Below are 16,434 nucleotides of genomic sequence, written 5' to 3' on the forward strand. Positions count from 1 at the left end.
CGTCGAGGACAAGACCGACGCACCGTCGGCGAGGAGGACCCCATCCGTACTCCCCCCGCGCCCGCACCGTCCCCGGCACCGCCCCTGCGGTTCGGCGTCAACTACACCCCGCGCCGCGGCTGGTTCCACTCCTGGCACGACTTCGACGAGGGACACGCCCGCGAGGACCTGGCGCAGTTGGCCGCGCTGGGCCTGGACCACGTCCGGGTGTTCCACCTCTGGCCGCTCCTGCAACCCAACCGCACGTTGATCCGCGGCGCGGCCGTCGACCAGCTGGTACGGCTCGTCGACCTGGCGGGTGAGGCGGGCCTCGACGTCCTGGTGGACGGCGTGCAGGGCCACCTGTCGAGCTTCGACTTCTACCCGGAGTGGACCCGCAGCTGGCACCACCGCAACGTGTTCACCGACCTCGACGCCATAGAGGCCCAGGCACGGCTGCTCCGGACCCTCGGCCGGGCCCTCGCCGACCGCCCCCACCTCATCGGCCTCCAGCTCGGCAACGAGCTCAACAACCTGGTCGAGCACAACCCGGTGACGCCCGGGCAGGTGGACCACTATCTGGACACCCTCCTCGCCGCCGCCCGCGACGGCCTGCGCGGCGCCGCACCCGGCCACCTGGTCACGCACTCCGCGTTCGACGCGGTCTGGTACGGCGACGACCACCCGTTCACCCCGGAGGCCTCCGCCCGCAAGGGCGACCTGACCACCGTCCACCCCTGGGTCTTCTCCGGCGACTGCGCCCGCCGCTACGGTCCGCTCTCCCCACAGGTGCTGCACCTCGCCGAGTACGGCGTGGAGCTCGCCAAGGCGTACGCGGTGGACGTGGACCGGCCGGTCTGGGTCCAGGAGACGGGGGCGCCCGAGCCGCACATCCCCGCGGCGGACGCCCCGCAGTTCGCGCGGGCGACCGTGCTGAACGCGGCCGGGTGCGCCGGGCTGTGGGGCGTGACGTGGTGGTGCTCCCACGACGTGGACCGCTCCCTGGCCGACTACCCGGAACTGGAGTACACCCTGGGCCTGTTCGACTCCTCCGGCCGGGCCAAGCCGATCGCCGCGGCCCTCGCCGACACGATCGCCGGACTGCGCGCCGAGCCTCCTTCTCCCGAGCCCCGCGCCGCCGCCCTGGTCCTGGACTGCGCACCGGGCACGCGGTCCGTCTCCGGTCCGGGCGGCGCGTACTTCGAGACGTGGATGCGTCTGCGCGCCGAGGGCGCCCGCCCCGCCGTGGTCCTCGCCGAGCGCGCGGACGACGCCGGGTACCTCGCGACCCGGGGGATCACGGAGTTCGTGGAGTCCGGATGACGCTCAGTCACCCATGGCCGGCTGACGCTCAGTGCCCCGTAGCCGGACGACGCTCAGCGGGAGAGGCGCTCAACCGGAGGACGCTCACCCGCCCGTGAGTACCTCCGCGACCGCCCGCAGGTTCACGCGTCCCCGCCCGTACGAGCAGACGTGACTCTCCTCGTCCTCCGGCTCCGGCAGTCCCGTCGCCACCCGCACCGCGTCCGGCCGCCCCGCCAGCAGCGCGTCACGGAGCCGATGCTGCCAGGGGTGCAGCCCCGCGTCGTAGGTGGCGACCACCAGCGGCGACGCCTCGGCGCGCCGCAGCACCTCGGCGACGAGCCCCGCCGGGTCCGCGGGCTCCCCGGTGACCGCCGTCCCCGTGGCCGTGGGGTCGAGCGCGCGCACCTCGGTCAGCAGGTCCTCGCCGCCCCAGTTGAGCGCGGGATGCGGGGGCGGGAACAGGTCGACGACATGGGCGCCCCGCACGGGCCCCGGCAGCACCCGGCCGCGTACGGCGCGACGCGCCGCCTCCAGCCCGGCGCCCGCGTCCCACGGGCCGCTCACCCTCGGGGTGGCGTACCGGCGGGCCAGCCGCCGGACCCGTCCCGCGGCCTCCAGGACACGCTCCGCCGGGAGGTCACCGGCCCGGAGCGCCTGGAGCACCGCGTCCCGGCAGGCGAGGGTGACGTCCAGGTCCGCCACCGCGACGATGACCTGGTCGGCACCGGCGGCGAGGGCGAGCCGCGCTCCGGCGGCCTCTCCGTAGCGGTCGGAGATCGCCTTCATCTCCAGGGCGTCGCTGACGAGGACACCGTCGAACCCGAGGTCGCCGCGGAGCAGTTCGCCCAGGACGCGCGGGCTGAGGGTGGCGGGCCGGCCGGGGTCCAGCGCCGGGTAGACCACGTGCGCGCTCATGAGCATCGGCACACCCGCGGCGACGGCCGCCCGGAACGGCTCGATGTCGGCGGCGAGTTCGTCGTACGGGCGGGGGTCGACGGCCATGCCGTGGTGGCTGTCGGTGTCGGTGCCGCCGTGCCCGGGGAAGTGCTTGGCGCAGGAGGCGACACCGCGCGCCTCGGTGGCGGTGATCCAGGCGCGCAGCTGGCGGGAGACGAGCGCGGGATCGGCTCCGAAGGAGCGGGTGCGCACGATCGGGTTGCGCGGCTGGTGCTGAAGGTCGGCGACGGGGGCGTACGAGGCGGTCATGCCGAGCGAGGACAGGTGCCCGGCGAGCGCGTCGGCGCAGCGCGCGGTCAGCTCGGTGTCGTCGACCACGCCGAGTGCGAGGTTGCCGGGGACCTCGGGTGCGCCCGCCCTCACCAGGTGTCCGATGCCGCCGCCCTCGTTGTCGATGGCCACGAGCAGGTCGGGGCGCAGTTCCCGCAGCCGCTCGGTGAGGCCGCGGAGCTGGTCGGCGTCGCGCACGTTGCGGGTGAAGAGGATGACCCCGCCGAGTCCTCGCTCGATGAGCCGCTTCAGGGCGTCGGGGACCGCCGTGGTGCCCTCGAACCCGGCGACGAGGCAGCGATGGGCGGCCTCGTCCAGGTCGGCCGGCAGGTCCGGACGGTCGTGCGCATGCTCGGGGTGGGCCACAATCCTCGATGATAAGAGTCACCAGCTCAAGCCGACAAGATGAATCATTCAACCGCCATCAGCCGCCCAGTCAAGCGCGCATGCGCCACAGCCGACCACCCTCCGCGGAATTCGCAACTCGCCGGTAGCAGGGGGGCGGTGTGCGACGCGTCGGCCCAACCCCCTACTCTCCCTTGGGTCTTCAAGGATGGTCGGCGCGCACCATCTCAGCCAAGAAACGTCGAGGACCCCACCGTGACAGTTCCCCCCACACCTTCCTCCTCCCCTGCCCACCGGGCGAAGTCCCGGGTGACCCGGCGCACCGTGATCGGTGCCGCGAGCGCGATCACGGCCGCAGCCGTGATCACACCGACCGTGATGGCCGCGACGGACGACTCCGACGACGCCACCACCGACACCGGCGACACCAAGGCCGGCACGACCTCGGAGACGTTCCCCAGGACCCGCGCCAAGGCGGCCACGGGCGAGGCCCCCGTCGAGGCGGCGTTCCCCATCGGCTACGTCGGCGTGCGCTGGGAGGGCACCTCCGCCGTGTCCGGCGGCGGCATCCGGCTGCGCGACGCGGACGGCGGCCAGGGCACCTGGCAGGACTTCAGCGCCAGCGGCTGCTCGGAGACCAACGGCGGCGCCCTGCTGATCTCCACCGACAAGGCCTCCGGCTACGAACTGAAGGCGCCCGACGGGTCCACCAAGCTGCGCTCGCTGGCCCTCGACACCCAGCAGGGGCCGGGACGCAAGGTCGCCGTGCCCTCGGACACGACCCGCGTCCGGGGTGTCGCCTATCTGTCGCGGGCGGCCTGGGGCGCGGACGAGAGCCTGCGCTTCAAGCCGGACGGCACGGAGAACACACCGCCCGCGTACTACCCGTTCCAGACCATCGCGGTCCACCACACCGCCACGGTCAACGACGACCCGGACCCCGCGGCCACCGTGCGCGCGATCTACCAGCTCCACGCCATCACCAACGACTGGGGCGACATCGGCTACCACTTCCTCATCGACGAGGCGGGCAACGTCTACGAGGGCCGCTACTCGGGTGACGACGGCATGCCCGCGCACGACGGGGACGGCAAGCTGGTCACCGGATTCCACTCCGTCGGCTACAACATCGGCAACCTCGGCATCGCCCTGATCGGCACCCTGACGGAGCAGGGCCCGACGGACGCCGCCCGCGCGTCGCTGACCCGGCTGGTCCGCGCGCTGACGCGGCTCCACGGCGTCGACCCGAAGGCCACGGTCACGTACACCAACCCGGTCAACGGCAACGTGAAGGAGGTCCCGCAGATCACCGGCCACCGGGACTGGTTCGACACGGAGTGCCCGGGCCAGACGATGTACGACGAGCTCGACCGGCTCCGCGACGAGGCGGCCCGCGGCTGACCCCGCACGGCCCCTCACTGCCCGGAGGATGCCGGGTCCGCGTTCCACGGCGGGCCCGGCCCTTGGCCGACGCCCGCTGACCTGGCAGGATCGCGCGCATGTTTCAGGCACTCCACCGCGGCGGCGCCCACCGCGTGCTGTCGGCCTCGACGGCCGCGCTCGTGGTCATCGGGCTGCTGACATGGTGGCTGTGGCCGAGCGAGGCACCGCCGACCGGGACGATCACGATCAGCACGGGACCGCAGAGCGGCGTCTACCACGACTACGGTCAGCGGTTGCGCACGGCCATCGCCAAGGACATGCCGGGTCTGAAGGTGGAGTTGCTGACGAGCGACGGCTCCCAGCAGAACGTCTCACGGGTGGCCACCGGAGAGGCCGACCTCTCCATCGCCGCGGCCGACGCGGTCGAGTCGTACCAGGCACCCGGGCGCGGCAGGCTGCGCGGACTGGCCCGTCTGTACGACGACTACGTACAGGTCGTCGTCCCACACTCGTCGGACATCGAGAAGATCTCGGACCTCAAGGGCAAGCGGGTGGGCGTGGGAGGAGAGGAATCCGGGGTGCGCCTGATCGCGACCCGGGTGCTCAGGGCAGCGGGGCTGAACCCCACAACAGACATCATTCCGCAGAAAGACAGCATAGGGACGGCCCCGGACCGGCTGCGGAAGGGCGAGATCGACGCCTTCTTCTGGTCGGGCGGCCTGCCCACAGGCGGTCTGGTCGACCTCGCCCGGGTGTACGACTACCGGTTCATCCCGATCAGCGGCGACCTCGTCACCGACCTGCACGCCCAGGGCCAGACCTCCCGCCACTACCGGTCCTCGGTGATGCCCGGCGACGCCTACTGGACCGTCCAGCAGGGCGCTCCCGTGCAGACGCTGACCGTGGCGAACCTGCTGATCACACGCTCGGACCTCGACCCCCGTCTCACCGAATGGCTCACCCGCGTGGTCATCAAGAGCCGCGACAACATCGGCTCCCACGTCCACGCCGCCCAGCTCATGGACCTGCGCACGGCGATCTACACGGACCCTCTGCCCCTCCACAAGGGCGCCCGGCGGTACTACCGCTCGGTCAAGCCGTAGGAGCCCGGCGCACCGCCGGAAACGGACCTCAGGACGTCGGCCCCGTCCGGGGCACCGTGACGGTCACCTTCAGGCCGTGCGGCTCGTGGTGGGCGTACGCGATCGAGCCGCCGCCCGCGGCGAGGAGGGCACGGGAGATGGACAGCCCGAGGCCGGACCCCTTGATGTTCTGGTGCCCCGGGCTGCGCCAGAAACGGTCACCGATGCGCCCGAGCTCCTCGTCGCTGAGGCCGGGCCCGCCATCGGTGACGACGACCGTGGAGACCTCGCCGTTGGAGGCGACCTCCACCCCCACCGCCTGGCCCTCGGGCGTGAACTTCACCGCGTTGTCGATCACCGCGTCCAGCGCGCTGGACAGCGCGACCGGGTCGGCCCAGGCGGTGGTGGGCGGACAGGTCCCCAGCAGCCGGACGCCCTTGCTGTCGGCGACCGGTCCCCACGCGGCCACCCGCTCGGCGGCCAGCTCGCCGATGTCGGTGAGCCTGAGGTCGGCCTCGGCGTGCTCGGCCAGCGCCAGGTCCAGCAGGTCGTCGAGGACCTGGCCGAGACGCTTGCCCTCGGTGCGGACGGAAGCGATCTCCTTGTTTCCCTCCGGGAGTTCGAGTGCGAGCAGGTCGATGCGCAGCAGCAGCGCGGCGAGCGGGTTGCGCAACTGGTGCGAGGCGTCGGCCACGAAGGCGCGCTGCTGCTCCAGGACGTCCTGGACGTTGTCGGCCATCTCGTTGAAGGAGCGGGCCAGGCGCCGCAGTTCCGGCGGCCCGCCGGCGACCGCGACCCTCGACTTCAGACGGCCCGAGGCGATGGCGTGCGTGGTGGTGTCGAGGACGCGTACGGGCCTGAGGACCCAGCCGGTCAGCCGCAGCGCGGCCCCGACGGCGAGGAGCATCGCGGCGAGGAGACCCGCGGCGATGACCAGCCAGCCGTGCTGGATCTCCGACCGCATCTGTCCCGTGGGCGAGTCGGTGACGACGACGGCGACGACGTCACCGTCCCGGATGACCGGGGACGCCACGACGAGACGGTTCCGCTGCCAGGGCCACACCTGCTCCGGGTCGTGGCTGCGGCGCCCGAGGCGGGCCTCGACGAAGGCGTCACGGCCCTCGCCCTCCTCGGGCACCAGCCAGGTCTGCGGCGCGTTCGCCATGGGGTTCTCATTGCGGTCGTAGACGCCCGCCCGGATGCCGTACACGTCGTGGTAGCGCTCCAGCTCCTTCTGCAGGGTGTCGCGACGCTCGTCCGGGATGTCCACCCGCGAACCGCTGGGACGCTCGGTGACGTACTGCGCGAGCGCCGCGAACCGCGCGGTGTCGTCGATACGGTCGACGACCACCTTCTGCTGCTCCGCGGCCGCCAGGCTCACCGCCAGCGGGATACCGAGTGCGAGCAGCACGGCAGCCATGAGGACGATGAGCAGCGGAAGAAGACGAGTGCGCACGCGGGCACGCTATGACGTGGAGGTGACGAGCCGGTACCCGACTCCGCGCACGGTCTCGATCAGTGCGGGCATGCGCAGTTTGGACCGCAGGGACGCCACGTGCACCTCCAGGGTGCGCCCGGTCCCCTCCCAACTGGTCCGCCACACCTCGCTGATGATCTGCTCCCGGCGGAAGACCACCCCGGGCCGCTGGGCGAGCAGCGCGAGCAGGTCGAACTCCTTGCGCGTCAGCTGTACGACGGCACCGTCCACACTGACCTGCCGGGTCGGCAACTCGATGCGCACGGACCCGAGCCGCAGCACGCCCTCCCCGCTCACGGCGGTGTCGTCCTGGACGCTGCGCCGGCTCACGGCGTGGATGCGGGCGAGCAGCTCCCCGGTGTCGTACGGCTTGACCACGTAGTCGTCGGCGCCGAGGTTCAGGCCGTGGATCCGGGACCGTACGTCGGAACGGGCGGTGACCATGATCACAGGGGTGCTGGTGCGCTTGCGGATCTTGCCGCAGACCTCGTATCCGTCCTGGTCGGGCAGGCCGAGGTCCAGCAGGACGACGCCGAACCCATCGGCCTCGGGGACCAGTGCCTGGAGCGCCTCCTCGCCGCTGCGGGCGTGGGTGACGTCGAAGCCGTGCCGCGCCAGCACCGCGGACAGGGCGGCCGCGACGTGGTTGTCGTCCTCGACGAGGAGCAGTCTCACTCCGGCCCCCTGCGGTTCGTTCGGTCGTTACGTGCCCATGGCAGTCATGCCGATGACGGAGGACCGCGTCAAGTGTGTTCCGCGCGGCGTTACCCAGCCGGTACGCTCCCCCGCCCGGCCACTACGGGGAGTACCGGTCTGCGACCCGATCGTTATGCTCAATTCTCGCTCAGATGTAATGACGCTGATCGGCACCGGTCACTACTGTCTCCGCAACCGAGGAGGACGGAGCCAGAAAGCGATGACCGAAGTATCGGTGGCCAAGGACGTTGTGGCCGGGACGAGCGACTTGGTCGTCCTGAAGAGCGTCAACAAGCACTTCGGCGCGTTGCACGTGCTCCAGGACATCGATCTGACCATCGCCACGGGTGAGGTCGTCGTGGTGATCGGGCCCTCCGGGTCCGGCAAGTCCACCCTGTGCCGCACCATCAACCGCCTGGAGGGCGTCGACTCCGGCGAGATCCTGATCGACGGCAAGCCGCTGCCCGCGGAGGGCAAGGAGCTCGCCCGGCTCCGTGCCGACGTCGGCATGGTGTTCCAGTCCTTCAACCTCTTCGCGCACAAGACGGTGCTCGAAAACGTGATGCTGGGACAGCTCAAGGTCCGCAAGACCGACAAGCAGAAGGCCGAGGAGAAGGCACGCGCCCTGCTCGACCGGGTCGGTGTGGGCACGCAGGCGGACAAGTACCCGGCGCAGCTCTCGGGCGGCCAGCAGCAGCGCGTCGCGATCGCCCGGGCACTGGCGATGGACCCGAAGGTCATGCTCTTCGACGAGCCGACCTCGGCCCTCGACCCCGAGATGATCAACGAGGTCCTGGAAGTCATGCAGCAGCTCGCCCGCGACGGCATGACCATGGTGGTCGTCACCCACGAGATGGGCTTTGCCCGTTCGGCCGCCAACCGGGTGGTCTTCATGGCCGACGGCCGCATCGTCGAAGAGGCCGTGCCGGACCAGTTCTTCAGCAACCCCCGCAGCGACCGGGCCAAGGACTTCCTGTCGAAGATCCTTCACCACTGAGGACCCAGTGAGGGCCCAGTGAGGCCCAACGAGGGCCAATGAGGGTCCTTGAAAGCCCGTTGAGGGCCTTCGAAGACCCTTTGAGGGACCTGACCGAGGACCTGAACCCAGGCCCCCGGCGGCCCGCGTCACCCGCATCCGACGGCCTGCGCCCCACCGCACCGACGGCCCGCATCTCTTCACCACGCAAAGGACGTCCATCATGAAGCTCCGCAAGGTCACCGCCGCCTCGGCCACCGTCTTCGCCCTCGCCCTGACCGCCACCGCGTGTGGCTCCTCCGACAGCGGCGACAGCGGCGACGGCGGCGGCAAGAAGATCACCGTCGGCATCAAGTACGACCAGCCGGGCATCGGCCTGAAGAAGCCCGACGGCTCGTTCTCGGGCTTCGACGTCGATGTCGCCACCTACGTGGCCAAGGAACTCGGTTACGCCGCGAAGGACATCGAGTTCAAGGAAACGCCGAGCGCCGACCGCGAGAACGCGCTGCAGCGCGGTGATGTCGACTTCATCGCGGCCTCCTACTCGATCACCGACGAGCGCAAGGCGAAGGTCGACTTCGCCGGCCCGTACCTGCTGGCCCACCAGGACCTGCTGGTCCGTGCCGACGAGAAGGGCATCAGCGAGGGCGCCGACCTCAACGGCAAGAAGCTGTGTTCGGTCACCGGCTCGACCTCCGCGCAGAACGTCCAGAAGGAGATCGCTCCGAAGGCCCAGCTGCAGAACGTCAGCACGTACTCCGAGTGCCTCGACGGGCTCGCGAGCGGCGCGGTCGACGCGCTGACCACGGACGACTCGATCCTCGCGGGCTACGCGGCCCAGGACCAGTACAAGGGCAAGTTCAAGCTGGCCGGCCTCAAGCTGAGCAACGAGAACTACGGCATCGGTGTCAAGAAGGGCGACACCGCGATGGTCGACAAGATCAACAAGGCCCTGGAGAAGATGGAGAGCGACGGCTCCTGGGAGAAGGCGGTCGAGGCCAACTTCGGCCCGGCGAACTACAAGAACGAGCCCGCCCCGAAGATCGGCGAGATCGTCAAGTAAGGCAGGAATCGGCGGTGGGCCGCTCGGCGGACCGGCCCACCGCCGCCCTCGGCACACGCGGAAGCGCGGGAGATCGTGTTCGACTTTCTTGAAGGCTACGACGTCCTAGGGGCGTTCTGGACGACAGTGCAGCTGACACTGCTCTCGGCCGTCGGCTCCCTGGTCTGGGGCACGATCCTGGCCGGTATGCGGGTCAGCCCCGTGCCGCTGATGCGCGGCTTCGGCACGGCCTACGTCAACATCGTGCGGAACATCCCGCTCACCGTCATCATCGTGTTCACCTCGCTGGGCCTCGCCAATGTCTTCGGGGTCACCCTGGGCGCGTCCGGCGACTTCGCCACGATGTTTTTCCGGCTCGCCGTGCTGGGGCTGAGCGCCTACACCGCGACCTTCGTGTGCGAGGCGCTGCGCTCCGGCATCAACACGGTGCCCGTCGGCCAGGCGGAGGCGGCCCGCGCCATCGGGCTCAGCTTCACCCAGGTGCTCACCCTCATCGTGCTCCCGCAGGCGTTCCGTACGGTGATCGGTCCGCTGGCCAACGTCCTGATCGCGTTGACCAAGAACACCACGGTCGCGGCCGCCATCGGTGTGGCGGAGGCCGCGGCCCTGATGAAGACAATGATCGAGAACGAGGCACAGCTGCTGCTCATCGCCACGATCTTCGCCCTGGGCTTCGTGGTGCTGACGCTGCCGACCGGTCTCCTCCTCGGCTGGCTGAGCAAGCGACTGGCGGTGAAGCGATGAGCTCCGTTCTCTACGACACTCCGGGCCCTCGCGCGAAACAGCGCAACATCCTCTACACGGTGGTCTTCGCCGTCCTGCTGGTGCTGCTGCTCTGGTGGGTCTGGCAGACCATGTCCGACAAGGGCCAGCTCGACTGGGCCAAGTGGAGCCCGTTCACGGAGTCGCAGGCGTGGACGACGTATCTGCTGCCCGGCCTCGGCAACACGCTCAAGGCGGCGGCCCTGGCGATGGTGATCGCGCTGCCGCTTGGCGCGGTCCTCGGCATAGCCCGGCTGTCGGACCACCGGTGGGTGCGCGTCCCGGCCGGTGTGATCGTCGAGTTCTTCCGCGCCATCCCGGTCCTGCTGCTGATGGTCTTCGCCAACCAGTTCTACTCGGAGTCCACCCAGATCAGCAGCGACGAGCGGCCGCTGTACGCGGTGGTCACGGGTCTCGTCCTCTACAACGCCTCGGTCCTCGCCGAAATCGTCCGCGCCGGCATCCTGTCGCTGCCCAAGGGCCAGACGGAAGCCGCCCAGGCGATCGGCCTGCGCAAGACGCAGGTCATGTCGTCGATCCTGCTGCCCCAGGCCGTCACCGTGATGCTGCCGGCGATCGTCAGCCAGCTCGTCGTGATCGTGAAGGACACGGCGCTCGGCGGCGCGATGCTGAACTTCACCGAGCTGCTCAACGCCCGCAAGACGCTGGCGGCGAACTACGCGAACGTCATCCCCAGCTTCATCGTCGTGGCGGTCATCTTCATCGTCCTGAACTTCATCCTGACCAGCTTGGCCAGCTGGCTGGAGGACAGGCTGCGGCGCGGCAAGAAGTCGACCGGAGCGGTCCTTCCGACGGCGGCGGTCGCGGGCACGGCGGCGACCGGCGCGGGCGGTGCAGGCGGCGGCGTCATCGGGGTCGGCGGCGACGTCGGAAGGGAAACCTGAACGGCGTCGGCACCTCGAACAACTGACGGCATGTGAGCAATCGGAGGCAGTGGCGCGCGCGCCACTGCCTCCGTCACTTGACGCAAACACCGGCAGTGGGTTGCATACGTTCTGTGATCGTGCACGCCGCTCCATCTGGCTGTTCCCCAACATCTCTCAGGACACCTCTCCGGGCAGGGGGCACCGCGCCGTGGATCCGGTGATCATCGTCGGAGCGGGGCCCGTCGGCCTCACGCTCGCCCTCGCCCTCGCGCGCCAGGAGGTCCCGTCCGTGGTCCTCGACGAGGGCCCCGGCAAGGACGAACAGCGGCTCGCGCGCACGGTCGTCCTGCGCGAGGACACGGCCGCGCTCCTGACACGGCTGACCGGGTTCCCGCCCACCGACGCGGGACTCGTCTGGTCCGGATGGCGTTCCATGCGCCGTCGGCAGGTGACGCGGAACGTCCGCTTCGACGACGTGCCCGGCAAGGCCGCGTCCGCGGGTACCGCCGCCGGTACCGCCGGTGCCACCGAGGACGTTCCCGATGCCTCCGGCGGACCGGCCCCGCTGCATATCGCCCAGCACGTGCTGACGGGCGCGCTGCGCGCCGCCCTCGCGAACGAGCGGCTGGTCAAGGTGGCCGTGGAGAACCGCCTCGACGCGATCGAGCAGGAGGCGTCGGGCGTCACGGCCCACACCCGCGGCCCCAAGGGCACCTGGTGGCGGGGCAGCTACCTCATCGGCTGCGACGGTCCGCGCTCGACGGTGCGCAAGCTCCAGGACATCCGTTTCCCCGGGCGTACCGCCGTGGAGCGGCACGCGGTGGCGGCGCTGCGGACGGAACTCCCGTGGTCCGCAGAAGCGTTGCTGCACAGGGCACCGCCGTGGCGGACGTCCGGGCCCTGGGCCGGGGAGATCACCGCCCGCCCCCTCCCCGACGCCGTGTGGCGTCTGGACTGGCTGCTGCCCCCGGGCAAGGACCTGGTCACCCCCGACCTACTGGTGGCGCGCATCCGGGAGACCCTCGCGGGCTGGAACTCCGGCTCGACCCCTCCGTACGACCTGCTGGACACCGGAGTCCACACCATTCACCACCGACTCGCCCGCCGCTGGCGGGCCGGCCGGGTCTTCCTCGCCGGAGACGCCGCGCATCTGCTGGGCGCACTCGGCACCCATGGCCTCGACGAGGGCCTGCGGGACGCCGACAACCTCGCCTGGAAGCTGGCGCTGGCCTGGCACCACGGCCCCCACGAGGCGCTGCTCGACAGCTACCAGGCGGAGCGGCGCGGGCTCGTCGCCGCCCGGCTGCGCGCCGCCGACCAGGCTCTGCCGCTGCTGCGCGGCGGCAAGGGCCTGCGGTCGTACGTTCCCGGCTCGTCCCGCGGCCATGACGCGCTGCTCGCGGACGGCCACCTGGGGCGCGGCACGCTGGGCTCGCCCGGAGGGTACGCCGGTTCACCGCTCGCGCCTCCACCCACCGAGTCGGAGACCGCCGTCGAGACGCCCCCGGGTTCCCAGGTCGTCGACGTGCGGGTGACCGCCGAGGACGGCACCTTCGTCCGGCTGCGGGACCGGCTCGGGCGCGGGGCGCTGCTGGTGCTGCTGATCGCGCCGGGCACGGGGGTGTGGGAGCGCAGGCACTGGGTGAGCGCCGGGATCATGCCGCGGCTCGCTGCCGCCGTGACCGCGCTGCCGCGCCCCGCCGAACTGCTGGTCGCCGAGAGCTACCCGGGCGCGGCCGCGCACACGGTCCTGCTGATCCGACCGGACGGCCACCTGGTCACCGCGCTGAGCGGGGTGCGCCCGGCGGACCTGTACGCGGCGGCGGAGGCGGCACTGGGCGGCCCGACCGGGCCGGAGGCGGCCGCAGAAGCCGGAGCGGGAACGGGAGCAGGAACGGGAGCAGGAACTGGAGCAGGAACTGGAGGAGGAGGAGCGGGGGCGGAGGCCGGCTGAGCCGTCGGGCCGACCTCACGGTCACCGTGAGGTCCACATGATGACGGTGAGTTGACCCGTCTCCGCGACCATGGTGTACTCCCGATCGTGACCGACACCTGTGTGCGCCTGTGGCGGAGAGTCCATATGGACCTCGTCCGCTATGCGGGCTGCGTGTGTCATCCGTCCTGCTGATTCGCCTCTCTGTTTTTCCTCCGCGCGCCCCCTCGGCTACGCGCTTTCACGCGAACGCTCATCAGCTCCTAGGACGGTACTCGTGTCCGCATCCCGCACCGCGCCCTCCCCTGCCCCCGCTTCCGCCGTCCCCGCACCGACCCAGGCTGAACTGCTCGACTTCGCTCGCCGTACGGCCGCCGACGTGGAGCTGATCGCCACCCTCCCCCTCGACCCCGAAGGGCGCACCTGGGTCCGTCTCAACGGTCCCGGCGGCAGCGAGGCCTGGCTGATCGGCTGGCCGCCCGGCACCGGAACCGGCTGGCACGACCACGCCGACTCCGTGGGCGCCTTCGTCACCGCCGCCGGTGAGCTGACGGAGAACTCACTCACCGCCCGCCTGCCCACGGACGGCTGGAAGACCCTGGAACTCACCGAAGACGTCGACCGCGTACGGCAGTTGCCTGCCGGCAAGGGCAGGTCGTTCGGCCGCCACCACGTGCACGAGGTGCTCAACGAGTCCACCGAGCAGCACGCGATCTCCGTCCACGCCTACTACCCTCCCCTGCCCCGGATCCGCCGCTACAGCCGTACGGGTCCGGTCCTGCGCCTGGAGCAGGTCGAGCGCCCGGAGGACTGGCAGTGAACCCCACCGAGGGCGACCTGGCCGCCAAACGCCCAGCCGAACAACCCGTCGAACGTCCCGTAGGGATCGACGAGTTGCTGGAGCGCGTCCGCCAGGAGCTCGACCGGGTCGGACCGAAGGACGCGTACGACGCCGCCCAGGCCGGCGAGGCTCTTCTGGTCGACATCCGCTACGCCGCCCTGCGCGACCGCGACGGCCTCATACCCGGCGCCCTGGTCGTCGAACGCAACGAACTGGAGTGGCGGCTCGACCCGCAGGGCAGCCACCGCGCCCCCGAAGCCACGAGCCACGACCTCCGCATCGTGGTCATCTGCAACGAGGGCTACGCCTCCAGCCTCGCCGCCGCGTCCCTGCGCCAGCTGGGGCTGCACCGGGCGACCGACCTGGCGGGCGGCTTCCAGGCGTGGAGAGCGGCGGGGTTGCCGGTGACGCCCCGAGAGCCGGAGTCCTGAGGCCCCGGCTTCCGGTGACGTCCGCCCCCGGTCAGAACCCGTCGTCCCCCAACCCCTCCGTGTCCTCCCCCTCTTCCTCCAGTGCCTGGCGGACCACCCGGAGGGCCATACCCTCCGGATACCCCTTGCGGGCGAGCATGCCCGCGAGGCGCCGAAGGCGTTTCTCGCGGTCGAGACCACGCGTGGCGCGCAGCTTGCGGGCGACGAGCTCGCGCGCCGTGGCCTCCTCCTGCTCGGAGTCGAGCTGGGCGACGGCATCGTCGATGAGCGCCGAGTCCACCCCCTTGGTCCTCAACTCCCGGGCGAGGGCCCGCCGGGCCAGCCCTCGGCCGTGGTGCCGGGACTCCACCCAGGCGTCCGCGAACGCGCTGTCGTTGATCAGGCCGACCTCCTCGAACCGCGACAGCACCTCGTCCGCCACATCCTCGGGGATCTCCCGTTTGCGCAGCGCGTCCGCGAGCTGCTTCCGCGTGCGCGGGGTCCCGGTGAGCAGGCGCAGACAGATCGCTCGCGCCTGCTCAGCCGGGTCCCCTCGGGACTCCCCCTTCCCGGCCCTCGACAAGCGAGGGGAGCCTCCGTCCTGTGGATCACCGGACGACTCACCGGTGCCCTGTCCGCGGCGCCCACGGCCACGCATGCCGCGCGGACCGTCGCCACCACGAGGACGGCCCCCGCCAGGGGGACGATCGGCGCCGTGGGGACGATCGCCGCCGTGGGCAGCACCGCCGTCCAACCAGCTGTCGTGCCCGTCCGGCCGGCCCTCACCGTACGGGTCCGCACCATACGGATCCTCGCCGTACAACCCGCCTTCGGCGGCGCCTGCCCCACCCCTGAGCCCCTCGTCCTCAGGGGTGATCGGGTAGGTGTACTCCGCCCCGTCCGTTCGCCACGCTTTTGAGTCAGGCACGGTGCCGGTCAGCTCTTGGAGGTCGCGGCCTTGGACTTGGTGGCCTTGGCCGTCGGTGCGGGCGCCGTCTTCGCGGTCTCGTCCGCGGCCGTGGCGGAGATCGCCGCGTCCGTGCCCGGCTCAGCGGCGGGCTCCTCCGGCCGGACCCCGACGCCCAGCTTCTCCTTGATCTTCTTCTCGATCTCGTTGGCGAGGTCGGGGTTGTCCTTCAGGAAGTTGCGCGCGTTCTCCTTGCCCTGGCCGAGCTGGTCGCCCTCGTACGTGTACCAGGCGCCTGCCTTGCGGACGAAGCCGTGCTCCACGCCCATGTCGATCAGACCGCCCTCGCGGCTGATGCCCTGGCCGTAGAGGATGTCGAACTCGGCCTGCTTGAAGGGCGGCGCGACCTTGTTCTTGACGACCTTGCAGCGGGTGCGGTTGCCGACCGCCTCCGTGCCGTCCTTCAGGGTCTCGATGCGGCGGATGTCGATGCGCACCGAGGCGTAGAACTTCAGTGCCCGGCCACCGGTCGTGGTTTCCGGGGAGCCGAACATGACGCCGATCTTCTCGCGGAGCTGGTTGATGAAGATCGCGGTGGTCTTGGACTGGTTGAGCGCGCTGGTGATCTTCCGCAGGGCCTGGCTCATCAGACGGGCCTGCAGACCCACGTGCGAGTCGCCCATCTCGCCCTCGATCTCCGCGCGGGGGACGAGCGCGGCGACGGAGTCGATGACGATCAGGTCGAGGGCTCCGGAGCGGACCAGCATGTCCACGATCTCCAGCGCCTGCTCGCCGTTGTCCGGCTGGGACAGGATCAGGTTGTCGATGTCGACGCCGAGCTTCTTCGCGTACTCGGGGTCGAGGGCGTGCTCCGCGTCCACGAAGGCGACCTGACCTCCGGCCTTCTGCGCGTTCGCCACCGCGTGCAGGGTCAGGGTCGTCTTACCGGAGGACTCCGGGCCGTAGATCTCCACGACACGGCCGCGCGGCAGACCGCCCACGCCGAGGGCCACGTCGAGGGCGGTCGACCCGGTCGAGATGACCTCGATGGGCTCCTTCGACCGCTCGCCCATGCGCATGACCGCGCCCTTGCCGAATTGCCGTTCAATCTGTGCGAGCGCGGCGTCGAGCGCCTTCTCGCGGTCGGTTCCTGCCATGGGT

General features: G+C 71.0%; 16 protein-coding genes. 11 read left to right on the plus strand and 5 right to left on the minus strand.

Annotated elements, in window-relative coordinates:
- Positions 1 to 42 precede the first annotated feature (42 nt).
- Positions 43 to 1,302, plus strand: a complete 1,260-nt coding sequence (locus IE262_RS28395) for a glycoside hydrolase 5 family protein (RefSeq protein WP_189877727.1) — start codon at positions 43 to 45, stop codon at positions 1,300 to 1,302.
- 84 nt (positions 1,303 to 1,386) lie between these two features.
- Here IE262_RS28395 and IE262_RS28400 read toward each other — a convergent pair whose 3' ends face one another.
- On the minus strand, positions 1,387 to 2,877 hold the full coding sequence (locus tag IE262_RS28400; RefSeq protein ID WP_189877665.1) for a glycoside hydrolase family 3 N-terminal domain-containing protein: 1,491 nt from the start codon (positions 2,875 to 2,877) through the stop codon (positions 1,387 to 1,389).
- Between the two features lie 234 nt (positions 2,878 to 3,111).
- Between IE262_RS28400 and IE262_RS28405 the strand changes: the two genes are divergently transcribed.
- Together IE262_RS28405 and IE262_RS28410 are read left to right on the plus strand one after the other, a co-directional pair.
- Complete coding sequence (locus IE262_RS28405; RefSeq protein ID WP_229877543.1) at positions 3,112 to 4,257, plus strand: peptidoglycan recognition protein family protein; 1,146 nt, start codon at positions 3,112 to 3,114, stop codon at positions 4,255 to 4,257.
- Positions 4,258 to 4,355: 98 nt separating this feature from the next.
- Positions 4,356 to 5,342 (plus strand): TAXI family TRAP transporter solute-binding subunit, encoded by a 987-nt coding sequence (locus tag IE262_RS28410; protein WP_134041253.1) that lies wholly within the window; start codon positions 4,356 to 4,358, stop codon positions 5,340 to 5,342.
- A 28-nt stretch (positions 5,343 to 5,370) separates the two neighbouring features.
- On the opposite strand, the gene IE262_RS28415 is transcribed toward IE262_RS28410, so the two are convergent.
- Together IE262_RS28415 and IE262_RS28420 are read right to left on the minus strand one after the other, a co-directional pair.
- Positions 5,371 to 6,777 carry a sensor histidine kinase gene (locus tag IE262_RS28415; RefSeq protein ID WP_189877669.1) on the minus strand — a complete coding sequence of 469 codons (1,407 nt, stop codon included), beginning with the start codon at positions 6,775 to 6,777 and terminating at the stop codon, positions 5,371 to 5,373.
- Positions 6,778 to 6,786: 9 nt separating this feature from the next.
- A complete protein-coding gene (locus IE262_RS28420; RefSeq protein ID WP_134041258.1) occupies positions 6,787 to 7,473 on the minus strand; it encodes a response regulator transcription factor in 687 nt (228 codons plus the stop codon).
- Positions 7,474 to 7,714: 241 nt separating this feature from the next.
- Between IE262_RS28420 and IE262_RS28425 the strand changes: the two genes are divergently transcribed.
- The 8 genes from IE262_RS28425 (at position 7,715) to IE262_RS28455 (ending at position 14,387) form a co-directional block, all read left to right on the plus strand.
- Entirely contained in the window at positions 7,715 to 8,491 is a 777-nt protein-coding gene (locus tag IE262_RS28425) for an amino acid ABC transporter ATP-binding protein (protein WP_134041260.1), read from the plus strand.
- A 202-nt stretch (positions 8,492 to 8,693) separates the two neighbouring features.
- Positions 8,694 to 9,533: a glutamate ABC transporter substrate-binding protein gene (locus tag IE262_RS28430; protein ID WP_134041262.1), complete on the plus strand. Its 840-nt coding sequence runs from the start codon at positions 8,694 to 8,696 to the stop codon at positions 9,531 to 9,533.
- 75 nt (positions 9,534 to 9,608) lie between these two features.
- Entirely contained in the window at positions 9,609 to 10,277 is a 669-nt protein-coding gene (locus IE262_RS28435; RefSeq protein WP_134041264.1) for an amino acid ABC transporter permease, read from the plus strand.
- The gene (locus IE262_RS28440) at positions 10,274 to 11,200 is read left to right on the plus strand and encodes an amino acid ABC transporter permease (protein ID WP_189877671.1); all 927 of its coding nucleotides are present in this window, start codon (positions 10,274 to 10,276) and stop codon (positions 11,198 to 11,200) included. The genes IE262_RS28435 and IE262_RS28440 overlap by 4 nt, the downstream gene beginning before the upstream one ends.
- A 190-nt stretch (positions 11,201 to 11,390) precedes the next feature.
- Entirely contained in the window at positions 11,391 to 13,136 is a 1,746-nt protein-coding gene (locus IE262_RS28445) for an FAD-dependent monooxygenase (RefSeq protein ID WP_189877673.1), read from the plus strand.
- Positions 13,137 to 13,238: 102 nt separating this feature from the next.
- Positions 13,239 to 13,310: a putative leader peptide gene (locus tag IE262_RS40615; protein ID WP_327084869.1), complete on the plus strand. Its 72-nt coding sequence runs from the start codon at positions 13,239 to 13,241 to the stop codon at positions 13,308 to 13,310.
- Between the two features lie 82 nt (positions 13,311 to 13,392).
- The gene (locus tag IE262_RS28450; RefSeq protein ID WP_134041270.1) at positions 13,393 to 13,935 is read left to right on the plus strand and encodes a cupin domain-containing protein; all 543 of its coding nucleotides are present in this window, start codon (positions 13,393 to 13,395) and stop codon (positions 13,933 to 13,935) included.
- Entirely contained in the window at positions 13,932 to 14,387 is a 456-nt protein-coding gene (locus tag IE262_RS28455) for a rhodanese-like domain-containing protein (protein WP_229877544.1), read from the plus strand. Before IE262_RS28450 ends, IE262_RS28455 begins: the two co-directional genes overlap by 4 nt.
- 31 nt (positions 14,388 to 14,418) lie before the next feature.
- Here the strand turns inward: IE262_RS28455 and recX are convergent, their stop codons facing one another.
- Positions 14,419 to 15,294, minus strand: coding sequence for a recombination regulator RecX (gene recX / locus IE262_RS28460; RefSeq protein WP_373305164.1), 876 nt, complete (start codon positions 15,292 to 15,294; stop codon positions 14,419 to 14,421).
- Between the two features lie 8 nt (positions 15,295 to 15,302).
- On the minus strand, positions 15,303 to 16,430 hold the full coding sequence (gene recA, locus IE262_RS28465; RefSeq protein ID WP_134041271.1) for a recombinase RecA: 1,128 nt from the start codon (positions 16,428 to 16,430) through the stop codon (positions 15,303 to 15,305).
- Positions 16,431 to 16,434: the final 4 nt, after the last annotated feature.

The organism is Streptomyces bluensis (assembly GCF_014650715.1).
GTDB classification, from domain to species: domain Bacteria; phylum Actinomycetota; class Actinomycetes; order Streptomycetales; family Streptomycetaceae; genus Streptomyces; species Streptomyces bluensis.